The following is a 15143-nucleotide window of genomic DNA, read 5'->3' as shown; positions in this document are numbered from 1 at the left end:
ACAACTGTGGTTTCAAATGTCGGCTATCAGTCGCCGGGCCCTTGTTCTCAGTGTTCGCTGAGAATAGACTCAAAATCAGCAAGAGAAAATGAAACTTGCCGATTCGCTGAGTTCGAAGGAGATAGGCGACATGCGAGATCTGGATATCTGGTCGGTCCTGACGAAAGTCAGACTGGCAATCGTCATTCTCATTGTCACCTGGATTCTCGCCGCCATCGTCAAATGGGCGATCGGCAAACTCGTCACCAAGGTTCCCGCACTTCAACGCGATGGAAGCAATGGTCAGCAGATCGGAAAGTCGGTCGGGCAGATCGCCGGTCTCGGCATCTGGCTGCTCGGACTCATCACCGTGCTCCAGCTGTTCAAGCTCGATCAGGTGCTGACTCCGCTGCAGGGTCTGCTCGATGGAATCTTCGGATTCCTGCCCAATATCATCGGCGCGGGATTCATCTTCTTCATCGGCTATGTCTTCGCGAAGATCGCCAAACAGCTCGTCCAGACCGCTCTCAACGCCGTGGATCTGACGAAGCTGACGTCGAAGTTCCGCTCGCTCGGCGACAAAGCCACCGGAGTGGCCGAGGGCGCCGGAAATGCTCAACCGCATCCCGACGCCACTCAGCAGTACGCCGCACAGGGTCAGCAGGGCATGCCGCCGCAGGGGCAGCAGGGTATGCCGCCGCAGGGCGGACACCCCGGTCATGCACCGAACCCGAACGCGAGGCGAACGCGAAGATCTCGAACCTCATCGGCAACCTGGTGTTCGGAATCATCATCATCGTCGTTGCGATCTCGGCGCTGCAGGTCCTCGGCATCAAGGCGATCTCGGAGCCTGCCCAGCAGATGCTACAGATCTTCCTCAACGCGATCCCGCTCATCATCGCCGCCGGCATCCTGCTGGCCATCGGCTTAGTCATCGCCAAGTTCCTCGGCAATCTGCTCGAACAGATCCTCCAGGGCATCGGCACCGACAAAGCCATCAACGAGATCGGGATCGTGCCCGAAGGCATCAGCGCCTCCAACGTGATCACCCGCCTCGTGCAGGTGGCGATCATGATCTTCTTCGCGATCATGGCCGCCCGGATGCTCGGATTCCCCGAGATCACGAACATCCTCAACGAGATCCTCGACCTCGGCGGCAGCGTGCTCTTCGGCGCTGCGATCATCGCCGCAGGATTCCTCATCGCTGCGATCATCGGCAAGTTCATCACGAGCAACCTCGCCAGCAAGGTGCTGCGCTACTCGGCGATCGCCCTGTTCATCGCCATGGGCCTGCGCTACATGGGCCTGGCCGATTCGATCATCAACCTCGCCTTCGGAGCCGTCGTCATCGGCGGTGCCGCAGCGGCCGCTCTGGCCTTCGGCCTCGGCGGACGAGAGGCGGCCGCGAAGATGCTCGACAAGGTCGACCTTGCCGAGACGGCCGAAAAGACGAACCCGGACGCCGTGGACAGCGGCGCACCGGGGACCGGAACGCGCACTGACGGAGGTGGCAGCGGGAACGGGGGAGCCTCCTCGGCGAATGAGAGCTGAGTGAGGGTCTGCCCACCGAACCGAAAGGGGCGGGGCACCGAGGATCGACCTCGGTGCCCCGCCCTTATCTTGTTTTCCGGGCAACCGCGGCTCAGATGGGGATCGCGATGACGGCGATGCCGATGCTGAGCAGGATGAGCGTGGAGGCGGCTTCGATGAAGAAGTCGGCGCTGCGGTGGGCCATCGCCGATGCCGCGAGACTGGCCAGGCATGCGAGGACAAGCTGGTACGACAGAAGCACGCCGAGGATCAGGGCGACGAGCACGGTGTAGTCGATGCCGGTCGGGGAAGCAGGGACGAGGGTCGGCAGGATCGCGAGGAAGAACAGGCCGACCTTCGGGTTGGACAGCGACGAGATGATGCCGCGGCGATACGACACGAACGAGCGCAAGTGGCCCCACGAGGTCGACTCCATGACGTGAGCGATCTCGGTCACGGGCCCGTCGGGGGAGTCGGGGGCGGTCGACGCGGACGGGATGGCGTTCGCAGTGGGGCGGTCGGTCGCCTCGGCGGCCTTCAGCTCCCGGCGCAGGCGAAGCGCCTGCCGACCGGCGAGGACGCCGAGGAGACACAGATAGAGGCCGCCGCCGATCTTGAGCACCTGCACGGCAGCCGGATAGAGGGTCAGCAGTGCGGAGACGCCGGTGAGCGCGAGGACCATCCAGATCACGGTGCCCGTGGCCGTGCCGAGCGCATAGACGAGTCCGGCCTTGCGGCGCAGCGAGGACAGGCGGATCGTCAGGATCGTCTCAGGTCCGGGGGTAACGGCAAGCGCGGCCGCTGCTCCGGTGATGGTGAGGATCTCGGGTCCGGTCACGGCACTCCTTCGGGGGTGATGGGAATGGTCAGCGGGGATGGTGCATGGGTGTCTCGGGGCATCGTTCGATGGCATCGGGAACGAACACCATTCTGCCGGAACCGATCAATCGAGAAAAGCAATTGATCACGAATGATCATCAGGCAGTGCCTAATGATTTATCCGGCGCTCAGCGGCTACTCTTGGAGGCATGTGGGATCTCAATCGTCTGCGGGTGTGGCGGGCCGTCGCGGCCACCGGTTCCGTGGTCGACGCGGCGAAGAATCTCAACTACACACCGGCGACCGTCAGTCAGCACATCACCACGCTGCAGAAGGCCGTCGGGGCGCCGCTCTACCGGCGGTCGGGGCGCGGCATCGAGATCACCGAGCTCGGCCGGCGTCTGGCCGATGATTCGGCGGAGGTCTTCACTGCGGTCGGCCGCCTCGACGATCTGGTCGAAGGCTTCCGCAGCGTCAGCAGGCCCCGGCTGCGGATCGCGGCGTTCACTTCATTCAATGCGCGCCTGCTGCCGGGCATCATCGATGCTGTGGCCCTGGAACATCCGGATCTGCGTTTCGACATCCAGCTCAACGAACCGGCGAAGAACCGCCGCGGGCACTGCCTCATCGAGATCCGCGCCGAGGCTCCGCAGGACGGGGAGAACCATCTGCCGGAGATGACGCGCATCCCGCTCTTCGACGACGACTATCGGGTCGTCGTCGAAGAGGGGCACCGATTCGCAGGCCGTGAGTCCGTGCCGTTCATCGACCTCGAGGACGAGCACTGGGTCGACTACGACATGTGGGCCGGCCCCTCGAGCACGGTCGTCGACCATGCGTGCGCCGCGGCCGGATTCGAACGCAGAAGCTTCGCCGCCTGCGAGGACGACTTCGCGGCATTGGCCCTCATCGCCTCAAACATGGGCATCACGGTCCTCCCACGGCTCTCGACTCTGCAGCTGCCGCCCGGCCTCGTCGCCGTCGACCTCACCGACCCCGTCCCGATGCGCCGGGTCGTCATGCACATCCGCGACAAAGACGCGCACTTACCCCACGTCCGCGCCTTCGCCGCAGCCACGTCGAAAGCGGTCGAGTCTCACCTCGCCACCCTCTAATTGCTACCCGACGGCGGCCCAGCAACCTGGCGCCAGGTTGCTGGGCCGCCGTCGGGTAGTCCTGGGAGGGGAGATGCGCTGTTCCTCATAGTGGGCTGAGACCTTGCGCCAAGGGTGGTGGGATAGGCTGTTGGGGTGAGTTCTGAAATCGAAATCGGCAGAGGCAAGCGCGGCCGTCGCGCCTATTCGCTCGACGACATCGCCATCGTCCCCGCTCGGCGCACCCGTGACCCCGAAGACGTGTCCCTGAACTGGCAGATCGACGCCTACCAGTTCGAGCTGCCCTTCATCGGCGCCCCCATGGACTCGGCCATGTCCCCGGAGACCGTCATCGCGCTCGGCCGATTCGGCGGACTCGGCGTTCTCGACCTCGAAGGTCTGTGGACCCGGTACGAGGACCCCACCCCGCAGCTGGCTGAAATCGCCCAGCTGCCGGCCGAGATGGCGACTTCCCGGATGCAGGAGCTCTACTCCGCACCCATCCAAGCCGAACTCATCACCGCTCGCCTCGAGCAGATCCGCGAAGCCGGAGTCACCGTCGCCGGTGCTCTGACCCCGCAGCGGACCCAGGAGTTCTACAAGACGGTCGTCGACGCCGGAGTCGACATCTTCGTCATCCGCGGCACCACGGTCTCGGCCGAGCACGTCTCGACCCACACCGAACCGCTCAACCTCAAGCAGTTCATCTACGAACTCGATGTGCCCGTCATCGTCGGCGGAGCCGCCACCTACACCGCGGCCCTGCACCTCATGCGCACCGGTGCCGCCGGCGTCCTCGTCGGCTTCGGCGGGGGAGCGGCAGCCACGACCCGCAAGACTCTGGGCATCCACGCGCCGATGGCCACGGCCGTCGCCGACGTCCACGCCGCCCGGCGGGACTATATGGACGAATCCGGCGGCCGCTACGTCCATGTCATCGCCGACGGCGGACTCGGCACCAGCGGCGACATCGTCAAGGCCTTCGGGGTCGGCGCCGATGCCGTCATGCTCGGCACCGCCCTGGCCAGGTCGACCGAAGCTCCCGGCCGCGGAATGCACTGGGGCGCCGAAGCCCATCACCCGGATCTGCCACGCGGACACCGTGTGGAACTCGGCACCGTCGGCAGCCTCGAGCAGGTGCTCTTCGGCCCCGGCCGCACCGCGATCGGCGAACTCAACCTCGCCGGCGCCCTGCGTCGGGCACTGGCGACCACGGGTTACCTCGATCTCAAGGAATTCCAGCGCGTCGACGTCACCGTCTCGCCCTACCAGACTGGTTCGGTGGTCTGAACTGTTCCGCCTGGCACTGACTCCCAAATGGCTGGGGTCCCTGCTCCTCGTCCTGGTGCTCGTCACCTGCTTCGTCGGACTCTCCGCGTGGCAGGTCGACCGGGCCCAGCACAAGAACGACGTCGCTGCGTCCTCCGGAGTCGATGAGCTCAAGGACTTCAACGACGTCATGGATGCCCAGGCTCCGATGCCCGGCATCCTCGCCGACCAGCGGGTCAGCCTGTCAGGACACTGGATCCCCGATGCTCAGATCGTCGTTCCCGGACGCGTCCAGGACGGCGATACCGGGTACTGGGTCGTGACGATGTTCGCCCCGGACGGCGGTCACCTCGGTGAAGGCGTCGAGGCCGCGAACGCCGACGAGAAGACGATTGCGATCCCCGTCGTCCGCGGTTTCACCACCGACGAGGACACGGCGATGACGTCGGAGGCCAGGGACGGTCAGGTCGAGCTGACCGCGCGCATCGGACCGATCGAGGGCCCCGTCGAGGGCAACGATCTGCCCGAGGGGCAGGTGCACACGGTCTCGACCTCGCAGATCGTCAACCTGTTCCCCGACCTGCTCACTTACTCCGGATTCCTCATCCCGGAGAAGGCCACCGGTGCCGCCGCCTCGGTGGGCACCGACGGTCTCGCACAGGTTCCGACTACGACGACACGCGACGAGGGCGGATTCGATCTGCAGTCGGCGGTCTACGCTCTCGAATGGATCATCTTCGCGGCCATGGCCCTCTACATGTGGTTCCAGCTGCTGCGCGATGATTACCTCCGGCGCCGCCTCGGCGAGGATTCCCATGATTCGGAGAAGAGCGTCGAGTATGTTGTCGTCAAACCCGCGGGCGACGCGACCATCGACCCCGAGGTGATGTCCGGACTCACCGGACTGCCGGCCCACCGCCACGGAGGCGCCAAGCCCGGCAGGAAACGAAGCAAGAACGCCGATGCCCGAAACACTGACACCCGCACGACCGGAGGAAACTGAGCGTGAGCGAAGAACACGAGTCCTTGGACTCCCGCCCCGACTTCGACGAGAACAACGTGTGGAGCGTCAAACGCTTCACCTCGGCCCGCAACGCGCTGAAGTTCTACCGCGTGATGGCGCTCATCACCGGTACGATGCTGCTCATCCTCACGGTCGAGATGATCTACAAGTACCTCATCGCCGCGGACGCCGAGACGGCCCTGAACTTCGGCGGCTTCAACCTCGCCGCAGCCATCGCGATCTGCCACGGCTGGTGCTACGTGGTCTACCTCATCGGCTGCTTCTGGCTCAACCAGCAGATGCGCTGGACGCTCGGCCGCTACCTCATCCTCGCCCTGGCCGGAGTCGTGCCCGTGATGTCGTTCATCCTCGAGCGCCGCATCCACCGTCAGGTCGACGCCGAGCTCGAAGCCGCCGTCGTCGTCGCCCCCAAGTCCTAAGAGGGACCCCACCTTCGCCGAGGCGGCCCGCCGACCCGCGGTCATCCGCGGCGGCGAAACCGGCCCGGCCCACCCTCGCCGAGGCGGTCCGCCGACACGTGCGCATCCGCCCTGCGAAGGGAGCACGACCCGAATTCGGGCGTCTGGTCGCCGACGCTTAGAATTGGATCATGACGCAATCTCAGAGCACGCAGGTGCCCCCCGTCCTCGTCGTCGATTTCGGCGCCCAGTACGCCCAGCTCATCGCGCGCCGCATCCGCGAAGCCGGCCTGTACTCGGAGATCATCGCCCACGACGCCCCGGCGTCCGAATTCGCCGCGAAGAACCCCGTGGCCATCGTGCTCTCCGGCGGACCCTCGAGCGTCAACGACGCCGGCGCCCCGAGCTTCGACACGTCCGTGTTCGACCTCGGAGTGCCCACGATGGGCATCTGCTACGGCTTCCAGCTCATGTCGACCGCACTCGGCGGGCGCGTGGCCAAGACCGACAAGCGCGAATACGGATCGACCCCGGTCTCCGTGTCCCAGACCGGCTCGCTGCTCGCCGAGACCCCTGAGAACTACAAGGTCTGGATGTCCCACGGGGACTCCGTCGCCGAGGCGCCCGACGGCTTCGACGTCCTCGCCTCCACCCCGGACACCCCCGTCGCGGCCTTCGAATGCGCGGCGAAGAGGTTCGCCGGCGTGCAGTGGCACCCCGAGGTCCTCCACTCGGAGAACGGGCAGAAGATCCTCGAGAACTTCCTGTTCAACGTCGCCGGCCTCACCGCCGACTGGACGAACGAATCCGTCATCGACGAGCAGGTCGAACTCATCCGCGCCCGCGTCGGCAACAAGAAGGTCATCTGCGGTCTGTCCGGCGGAGTCGACTCCTCCGTGGCCGCAGCTCTCGTCCACAAGGCCATCGGCGACCAGCTCACCTGCGTGTTCGTCGATCATGGGCTGCTGCGTCAGGACGAACGCGTCCAGGTCGAGAAGGACTACGTTGATTCGATCGGCGTCCGCCTGGTCACTGTCGATGCGCGTGAGCAGTTCCTGTCCCAGCTCGCGGGGGTCACCGACCCGGAGGAGAAGCGCAAGATCATCGGCCGCGAGTTCATCCGCACCTTCGAGACTGCTGCCGCCGACCTCGTGCTCGAGGCTCAGGAAGGCGAGGGCGAAGAGATCGCGTTCCTCGTCCAGGGCACCCTCTACCCGGACGTCGTCGAATCCGGCGGTGGATCGGGCACCGCGAACATCAAGAGCCACCACAATGTCGGCGGCCTGCCCGATGACATCCAGTTCCAGCTCATCGAGCCCCTGCGCGCCCTGTTCAAGGACGAGGTCCGCGCCATCGGCCGCGAACTCGGCGTGCCCGAGGTCATCGTCTCCCGCCAGCCGTTCCCCGGCCCCGGACTGGGCATCCGCATCATCGGCGAGGTCACCGAGGAGCGCCTGAACATCCTGCGCAAGGCCGATGCGATCGCCCGCGCAGAGCTGACGAAGGCCGGCCTCGACGGAGAGATCTGGCAGTGCCCGGTCGTGCTCCTGGCCGATGTCCGCTCCGTCGGCGTCCAGGGCGACGGCCGCACCTACGGCCACCCCGTCGTGCTGCGCCCGGTCTCGAGCGAGGACGCGATGACCGCCGACTGGACGCGCATCCCCTACGATGTGCTCTCCGTGATCTCCAACCGCATCACCAACGAGGTCGACGACATCAACCGCGTCGTCCTCGACGTCACCTCGAAGCCTCCGGGCACGATCGAATGGGAGTGATCCTCCGCGACCGTTGAGGGGCACTGCGCGTGTGAACGTGCGGACACCCTCCTCGAGGCGGCCTCGACCGCAACCCCGAATACCGCTCCTGAACACCGTTCAGTTACAGTGGGAGGGTGCTCGAGGCCGCCTCGGGCGTCCCCGATCCCGTCGGGGAGGATCACGACCAATGGAGTACTCATGACACCGACCCACAGCACCACCTCGGCGGGAATCACCCGTCCTCGCTCGGCCGGCAGCGATATCGCCCTCGTCGCGGTCTTCGCGGCGATGATCGCGGCCTTTGCGATGATGCCTCCTGTCCCGGTGGGTCCCCTCGGTGTGCCGATCACTCTGCAGACCTTCGCGATCGCACTGTGCGGGATGGTGCTCGGACCCTGGCGCGGATTCGCAGCCACCCTGCTCTACGTCGTCCTCGGTCTCGTCGGACTCCCGATCTTCTCGGGAATGCGCGGCGGAATCGGCGTCCTCGCAGGCCCGAGCGCCGGCTACATCCTCTCCTTCGCGCTCTACGCTCTCCTCGCCGGACTCATCGCCCGCTGGGCCGTGCGCCGCTTCAGCGGAATGAAGCTCGGCGTGGTGCTGTTCCTCGGCGGCTTCGGCGGCAGCCTCCTGCTCAACCACCCGCTGGGCATTCTCGGCATGTCGATCAACGGCGATCTGCCGCTCGGCGTGGCTGCGGTCGCGGACCTCGCCTACTGGCCCGGTGACATTGTGAAGAACATCCTGGCCGCCTCGGTGGCGGTGCTCATCCACCGTGCATTCCCCGACGTGCTGCGCCGTCGCGGCATCAGCGTCGAATCGGTGTCGGCCGGGCAGGCACAGGGCGCGAAGTGACTCGTGAGATCCGGTTGAGCGACGTCGGCGTCGGAGTCCTCGACGACGGACCCGACGGCGATGTCGTGCGCCCGATCCTCCAAGACGTCAATCTCACCCTCACCGAGGATGTCGTCGCCGTCATCGGTGCCAACGGCTCGGGGAAGTCGACCCTGCTGCAGCTGTTCAACGGGCTGGTCACCGCGAACGCCGGAGAGGTCCTCGTCGACGGTTTCGACCCGCGCCGGCAGGCGGCGAAGGTGCGCTCAATAGTCGGCTTCGTCTTCACCGATCCGGCCGCGCAGCTGGTCATGCCGACCCCGATCGAGGACATCGAACTGTCCCTGCGCAAGTCCGTGCCCAAACGCGAACGGCGGGCAGCGGCACTGGCGGTGCTCGACGAGCTCGGCATCGCCGACCTGGCTGAACGCAGCGTCTACGAACTCTCCGGCGGTCAGCGTCAGCTCGTGGCACTGGCCGCGGTGCTTGCGGTGGATCCGCAGATCCTCGTCCTCGACGAGCCGACGACCCTGCTCGACCTGCGCAATAAAGAGCGGCTGCGCGTGCATCTCCAGGAGCTCGTGGACAGGCGCGGGGTGCGCATCATCCTCACCACCCATGACCTCGAGTTCGCGCAGACCGCCCAGCGCGCGATCGTCGTCGACGACGGTCGGATCGTGGCCGATGCCGCCCCCGCCGAGGCGGTCGCCGCCTACCGGAATCTCATCATGAGCGATACGCCATGAGTGGGAAACGTCCTGTCGGGGCCGGTCATACCGGCGTTGGTGCCGGTGACACCGGAACGACGTGGCGGAAGCACGCCGGCATCAAGGCCCGACCGCAGCTCTTCGGGAAGGTGGCGCATCCTCGGGGATGGCTGCATGCAGTGCCGACGGGAGTGAAGCTGGCGGTGATCGCCGTGATCGGCATCGTTGCGCTCATCTTCCGTGATACGGCGATCAACTGGTCGATGTTCGCTGTCCTCGTGGTCCTCGGCTTCACCGCCCGGCTGCGGGTGAAGCACTTCCTGCGCACATGGATCTATGTGGCGGTGCTCGTGGCGATCGTCATGGGGCTGCAGTACTTCTTCGGGTCCATGGAGTCGGGGCTGGCTGTCGGCGGGACCGTGTTCGCCTGTGTGCAGGCGGCCCTGATCCTCACCCTGACGACGTCGGTGGCGCAGCTGCTCGACACGTTCACGGTGCTGGTCGCGCCCTTGCGGTTCTTCGGCGCGAACACCGAGGCGATCGCACTGACAGCGAGCCTCATGGTCAGGGCGATCTCCCATATCTCCGGTCTGCTCGGCGAAGCCGAACGCGCAGCCCGGGCCAGGGGACTGGACTCGAGCATCAGGGCCCGAGTGGTGCCGGCGATCCTGCGGTCGGTGAAATACGCGCAGGACACCGGTCGGGCCCTCGACGCTCGCGGCATCGTCGACTGAACCGCCCCCATCGGTCGTGTCAGGACCGCCCCATAGAGTGTTCGGCACATCATCGGATGAGAGCAATGCTGCTCGAAGAGAGCAGCGTTGCCGGATGAGAGCGGAGATATGTCGAGCCCAAACCTGCGGTCACCTGCACTGGAGAGGTTCTACCTCGCCGCTGCCCCGAACCCGATCGCGTTCATCGACGAGTCGATGAGGCAGCCGACAGGCGCGGCGGAGGGCACCTTCTCTCGAACGCGGTTGGGTCCGGCGGAGGTCTCGTTATATCAGATGGCCGCGGTCATCTTCTCTCATGCGCGCTTGGATTCCATTCGCGAGCGATTGGTGGAAGTGGCCGACGGAACCTACTGGCATACGAACAAGAAGTTCCGCGGAAGCGACTTCGACCGCGGTGACATCGTCGAGATGGTCGAGACGATCACCGAGGAATCGGTGTGGAATGTCATTGCTGTGAAGATGCCGTTGGCGGGCAGTTCTCAGGGCGACATTGCGAGGGCCAGGGCGCTGTGTCTCGGCCGGCTCGTCCGTAACCTCACGAGCGGTACCGGAGAGGGGGCTGTTCGGGGGATCGTCGCTGACAACAATAGGGATCAGAGACTCAACCGTGCAGATGAGCGAGTGGTCGATAGTTTGCGGAGGACGGGCGCGATTCACCCTGGTGTCGCCTTCACTCACGGCGGAATGGCGTTCGAACCGTTGTTGTGGTCAGCAGACGCGATCTCATGGGCGATGCAACGTGACATCGCGCGCGATGATGTCAGATTCATCGAGCCGGTTCTGCAGGAAGGCAAGTTGACGGTCATCAATGCTGTCGACGGAAAGCTCTTGAATATGAAGCACCCCCTGGGTGCTTCCGCATTCGCCAGGGGGCCGTCTTCCCAAAGGCCGGGATTATCCGGTAGCCCGGGGCATGACGTTGCTTCATCATCCATGATACCAGCGCGTTATGCGGTCGACAACGGCGCGTTGTTTGCTCCCGGCCAGTCGGTGGGCCATGATCTTCTGCGCCAGATCCGCGCCTTGGGCGAAGCGGCTCGACGGAAGGCAGGCGGTTGAAACGATAGGTCCGTGAATATGAAGCACCCCCTGGGTGCTTCCGCATTCGCCAGGGGGCCGTCTTCCCAAGGGCCGGGATTATCCGGTAGCCCGGGGCCTGACGTTGCTTCCTCTTCATCATATCGATGCCGCCTTCGGCGGACAACGGCACTCCACTGCTAGCCGTCGCTCCGGTCTCAGTCGGCATTGAGCCTCGACTCAGCGGACCAACTGGAGTCAGGAGTAACCTCGGCGGAAGAGGGAATCAGCCCCGCACGAACCGAAGGAGACATGATGACCGGAACCGACAGCACCGTTCTCTTGGCCATGGATTTTCAGAACGGCATCGCAGGTGACGACGCCTTCGCCTCGACCGGTGTGCTCGAACGCGCACGTGACGCCGTCGCCGCGGCCCGCAGCCACGACATCCCCGTCGTCTGGGTGCGAGTGGCGCTGCGCGAGGGGCATCCGGAACTGTCGGCAACGGCATCGTTCGCGCAGATCGCCGCCCACGGCGACCTTGACGAGACCCATGCCTCGACGAGCATCCACGACACCCTTGACCGGCATCAGGGCGAGCCGATCGTGACCAAGCGTCGCATCAGCGCCTTCACCGGCAGCGATCTCGAGGTGCTGCTGCGCGGCTACGGGGCATCGTCTCTCGTGCTCGCCGGAGTCGCCACGAGCGGTGTCGTGCTCTCGACGGTGCGCCAGGCCGCCGATCTCGACTTCGAGCTCACTGTGCTCTCCGACGCCTGCGCCGACCGCGACCCCGAGGTCCACGCGGTGCTCACCGAGAAGGTGTTCCCCAAGCAGGCGACAGTGGTCACCGTCGCCGACTGGACGGCCGGCCTCGGCTGAGCTCGGCATCTGAAGGCTCGCGCGCGCCGACCGCTCACCTCGGCGCCCAGCGCTCACCGTATAGCTTGATACAGCGGCGGTAACTTGAGCGGTCGGCGAAAGGGCCGGAAGCTGACCTGCGCGGTCACCTCAGTAGGGCAGTGGATTCTCCAGTCCGGAGTTGACCATCGAGCTGAATCCGCGGCCGAGCACCTGCGGGGCTGGATTCTCGATCGCCCGCGAATAGTGGCCGACGAGCTGTGAGCACACGCTCTTCCAACTCCTGGCCTGCACCTGCTCACGACCGGCGACCCCGAAGGCCCGCCGTTTCGCCTCGTCGCCGAGGAGGTCCGCCGCATGCGCTCGCATGGCAGCGAGATCCTTCGGGGTGTAGAGCCACCCGGTGCGCGAGGAGTCGACGAGGTCGAGTGGGCCGCCTCGGGCGGGAGCGATGACCGGCACCTCGGAGGCCATGGCCTCCTGAATCGTCTGGCAGAACGTCTCGAGCTCACCCGGGGCGACCATGAGGTCGAAGCTCGCCACCGCCTGGGCCAGGGCATCCCCGCCGAGGAACCCGGTGAAATGAGCCTCCGGCAGCAGCCGCTGCAGACGCGTCCGCCAGGGACCGTCACCGACGATGACGACCTTCGCCCCGGGCAGATTGGTGAGCGCAGCAAGGTCTTCGACCTGCTTCTCCGCGGCCAACCTGCCGACGAAGCCGATGATCTTCTCACCATTCGGGGCAACGCTTCGACGCCAGGCCTCGGACCGGTGACCCGGGTCGAAACGGGAGGAATCGACCCCACGGGCCCACAGTGCCACCTCGGCGACCCCGAGCCCTTGCAGCTGATCGATCGTGTACGACGATGGGGCCAGCGTCAGAGAGGAATGCTGGTGGATATTGCGGACGTGGTTCCACAGCATGGCCTCGATGCCGTGCATTCCGTACCGTGCGGCATAGGCGGGAACCTCGGTCTGGTAGATCGCCACGGTCGGCAGATTGAGTGCCTGGGCGGCGAGGACCCCGCGCCAACCGAGGACGAACGGGCTGGCCAGATGGACGACGTCCGGGGCGAACCGCTGCAGCAGCCGGCGGATGCGGGTGACGCCGCCGGGAGCGACACGGATGCGCCGATACTTCGGCAAGGCGATCGAGGGAACGCGGACGATGCGGGCACCGGCGACCTCCTTCGGACCGTCCCTGCGTGTGCCCGGAGCGATGACGAGGACTTCGTCGCCGCGGTCGGCCAGATGGTCGAGGACCCGCAGGAGTGAGTGGGTGACCCCATTCATATTGGGGAGGAAGGATTCTGCAATGATCGCTACTCTCACGACTTCCAGCTAAGGCCCGCCGAGTGACGAACGCATGACCCGAAGGCGACAGGTCGGCGACATCTGGCCGAAATCGGTCCGCACTCTCTGCGGTGACTGCAGAATGCCGGGGCCGGTGTCCGGGCGCGGTCCTTCTCTGTGACTCTTCTCAGTAGCCTCGGTGTCCGGATGATGACCTGTTCGCGACGAGTCTGAACCCCGCGTAAACTGAGGTGTCGGAAATACTCGTGCAGCACATGGAACGAGGGGAATGGCCGTGGTCTGGTTCATCGTCGGCGGTTGCGTACTCGCCGCTCTCCTCGTCCTCTTCGTCATCCTCACCGTCCTGCGCTTCAACCAGCTGTCCATGGCCCGGTCGCTGTGCGATGAAGCCAAGCGCCAGCTCATCGGCGAGATCCGCGCCCGCCACGCTCTCGTGCCGGCCTATATCGGCACCCTCCAGCAGATCGCCGGACAGGACCTGTCCCGGCTGGAACTCGCGCTCGCCTCTGCCGAACGCGCCCCCTTCGACCACCGCGGCGCTGCAGCCGAAAACGCCCTGACCGACGCCGTCGATGACGCCGCACTCATCCCCGCGGCGCTGACGGAGAGATCCCTGACCTCGGACTCTGCCCGTCCCCAGCGGGCTGCGGTCAATGAGGAGATCGACACGACGATCCAGCTTCTGCACGGTCAGCTGCAGGTGCTCACCGAACGGATCCTCGCCGGCGCGCGTTTCTACAACACGAACGTCGAGCGCTATCACCGGCAGCGGGCGCGACTGGTCTCCCGCCTCTTCGGAGGGGTCTTCAAGCCCCGCGCCCCATTCACCGAAGCGATCGATGACGATGGCGGACCCGGAACGGCGGGCCCCGCCTCGGCGAGGATGACCCGATGACCCGCTTCCGCCTCGACCTGGGCTATCGAGGCACGGATTTCCATGGCTGGGCCAAGCAGCCGGGGCTGCGCACGGTCCAGGCCGCCATCGAGTCCGGACTGGAGAGGATCACCGGCACCGAGGTGGCCACCGTCGTCGCCGGCCGCACCGACTCCGGCGTCCACGCTCGCCGTCAGGTCGTGCATATCGATCTAGGCGATGAGGCGATCGGCAAGCTCATCGGCCAGTCGAATCGATCCGCCGAGGCGGCCCTCCTGTCACGTCTGCGCGGAGTCCTCATCGCCGGTGAGTTCCACGACATAGTCGTCCACGCGGTGGCCGAGGTGCCAGAGGACTTCGACGCCCGGTTCTCTGCGCTGTGGCGGTCGTATCAGTACCGGTTGGCCGATCATCGGTCATTCATCGACCCGCTGCTGACGCAGGTGACGCCGCGGCACAAGGGCGAACTCGATGCCGAAGCCATGGCCGAGGCCGCGAGCGAGGTCCAAGGGCTACACGACTTCCTGCCGTTCTGCAAACCCCGGGAGGGCGCGACGACGATCCGCACCCTCCACGAACTGCGAGTCTCGCGCGATCAGGATGCTGTGATCACCATTGATCTGCGCGCCGACGCCTTCTGCCATCACATGGTCCGTGCACTCGTCGGCGGATTGATCAAGGTCGGATCCGGCAATTGGGCGGTGACCCGCCCGGCCGAACTCATCGCCGAGGCGGACGCCGGGCTGACTCCGGATGTGCCCATGTTCGTCACGCCTGCCGAAGGACTCGTCCTCACCGAGGTCGGCTATCCGGCACCCGAGGACTACGCGGCTCGCAACGCCCAGACGATGGCCCGCCGCGACCAGGAATAGGCCGACGGTTCGTCGGGTCGTCGGCAGAAGCATCAAGCCGCCTTTTATCGCGCGAGTCGC

Annotated in this window: 15 protein-coding genes and 1 pseudogene; 14 read left to right on the top strand and 2 right to left on the bottom strand. The window is 65.8% G+C overall.

What is annotated here, in order from left to right; translation table 11 throughout:
- Positions 1-88: 88 nt before the first annotated feature.
- Both ACOZ9V_RS14050 and ACOZ9V_RS14045 read left to right on the top strand, forming a co-directional pair.
- Positions 89-487 (top strand): annotated as a pseudogene (locus ACOZ9V_RS14050) (mechanosensitive ion channel); the annotation flags it as partial.
- 269 nt (positions 488-756) lie between these two features.
- Positions 757-1530: a mechanosensitive ion channel gene (locus ACOZ9V_RS14045; RefSeq protein ID WP_229664244.1), complete on the top strand. Its 774-nt coding sequence runs from the start codon at positions 757-759 to the stop codon at positions 1528-1530.
- Between the two features lie 91 nt (positions 1531-1621).
- On the opposite strand, the gene ACOZ9V_RS14040 is transcribed toward ACOZ9V_RS14045, so the two are convergent.
- Complete coding sequence (locus ACOZ9V_RS14040) at positions 1622-2347, bottom strand: LysE family translocator (RefSeq protein ID WP_434590993.1); 726 nt, start codon at positions 2345-2347, stop codon at positions 1622-1624.
- A 190-nt stretch (positions 2348-2537) separates the two neighbouring features.
- On the opposite strand from ACOZ9V_RS14040, the gene ACOZ9V_RS14035 reads away from it, so the two are divergent.
- The 10 genes from ACOZ9V_RS14035 (at position 2538) to ACOZ9V_RS13990 (ending at position 12044) form a co-directional block, all read left to right on the top strand.
- Complete coding sequence (locus ACOZ9V_RS14035; RefSeq protein WP_434590990.1) at positions 2538-3443, top strand: LysR family transcriptional regulator; 906 nt, start codon at positions 2538-2540, stop codon at positions 3441-3443.
- Positions 3444-3578: 135 nt separating this feature from the next.
- A complete protein-coding gene (locus ACOZ9V_RS14030) occupies positions 3579-4712 on the top strand; it encodes a GuaB3 family IMP dehydrogenase-related protein (RefSeq protein WP_139468415.1) in 1134 nt (377 codons plus the stop codon).
- A 55-nt stretch (positions 4713-4767) separates the two neighbouring features.
- Positions 4768-5694 (top strand): SURF1 family protein, encoded by a 927-nt coding sequence (locus tag ACOZ9V_RS14025; RefSeq protein WP_258041729.1) that lies wholly within the window; start codon positions 4768-4770, stop codon positions 5692-5694.
- A 2-nt stretch (positions 5695-5696) separates the two neighbouring features.
- Positions 5697-6134, top strand: coding sequence for a DUF3817 domain-containing protein (locus ACOZ9V_RS14020; protein WP_139468416.1), 438 nt, complete (start codon positions 5697-5699; stop codon positions 6132-6134).
- Between the two features lie 170 nt (positions 6135-6304).
- Positions 6305-7888: a glutamine-hydrolyzing GMP synthase gene (gene guaA / locus ACOZ9V_RS14015; protein WP_139908708.1), complete on the top strand. Its 1584-nt coding sequence runs from the start codon at positions 6305-6307 to the stop codon at positions 7886-7888.
- A 180-nt stretch (positions 7889-8068) separates the two neighbouring features.
- Positions 8069-8725 carry a biotin transporter BioY gene (locus tag ACOZ9V_RS14010; protein ID WP_181272553.1) on the top strand — a complete coding sequence of 219 codons (657 nt, stop codon included), beginning with the start codon at positions 8069-8071 and terminating at the stop codon, positions 8723-8725.
- Entirely contained in the window at positions 8722-9450 is a 729-nt protein-coding gene (locus tag ACOZ9V_RS14005) for an energy-coupling factor ABC transporter ATP-binding protein (protein ID WP_434590984.1), read from the top strand. The genes ACOZ9V_RS14010 and ACOZ9V_RS14005 overlap by 4 nt, the downstream gene beginning before the upstream one ends.
- Complete coding sequence (locus ACOZ9V_RS14000; protein ID WP_219922577.1) at positions 9447-10145, top strand: energy-coupling factor transporter transmembrane component T family protein; 699 nt, start codon at positions 9447-9449, stop codon at positions 10143-10145. Before ACOZ9V_RS14005 ends, ACOZ9V_RS14000 begins: the two co-directional genes overlap by 4 nt.
- 108 nt (positions 10146-10253) lie before the next feature.
- The gene (locus ACOZ9V_RS13995; protein ID WP_181272555.1) at positions 10254-11204 is read left to right on the top strand and encodes a hypothetical protein; all 951 of its coding nucleotides are present in this window, start codon (positions 10254-10256) and stop codon (positions 11202-11204) included.
- A gap of 273 nt (positions 11205-11477) precedes the next feature.
- Positions 11478-12044 (top strand): cysteine hydrolase family protein, encoded by a 567-nt coding sequence (locus tag ACOZ9V_RS13990; protein ID WP_181272562.1) that lies wholly within the window; start codon positions 11478-11480, stop codon positions 12042-12044.
- A gap of 129 nt (positions 12045-12173) precedes the next feature.
- Here the strand turns inward: ACOZ9V_RS13990 and ACOZ9V_RS13985 are convergent, their stop codons facing one another.
- Positions 12174-13355 (bottom strand): glycosyltransferase family 4 protein, encoded by a 1182-nt coding sequence (locus ACOZ9V_RS13985; RefSeq protein WP_172170798.1) that lies wholly within the window; start codon positions 13353-13355, stop codon positions 12174-12176.
- 250 nt (positions 13356-13605) lie between these two features.
- On the opposite strand from ACOZ9V_RS13985, the gene ACOZ9V_RS13980 reads away from it, so the two are divergent.
- Positions 13606-14232 (top strand): LemA family protein, encoded by a 627-nt coding sequence (locus ACOZ9V_RS13980; RefSeq protein ID WP_181272556.1) that lies wholly within the window; start codon positions 13606-13608, stop codon positions 14230-14232.
- Complete coding sequence (gene truA, locus ACOZ9V_RS13975) at positions 14229-15083, top strand: tRNA pseudouridine(38-40) synthase TruA (protein ID WP_139468419.1); 855 nt, start codon at positions 14229-14231, stop codon at positions 15081-15083. Before ACOZ9V_RS13980 ends, truA begins: the two co-directional genes overlap by 4 nt.
- Positions 15084-15143 lie beyond the last annotated feature (60 nt).

This window comes from Brevibacterium sp. 1718, assembly GCF_051131255.1.
GTDB classification, from domain to species: domain Bacteria; phylum Actinomycetota; class Actinomycetes; order Actinomycetales; family Brevibacteriaceae; genus Brevibacterium; species Brevibacterium sediminis.
The sequence above is the reverse complement of the archived record's forward strand: the minus strand, read 5'-3'. Positions and strand labels throughout refer to the sequence as shown.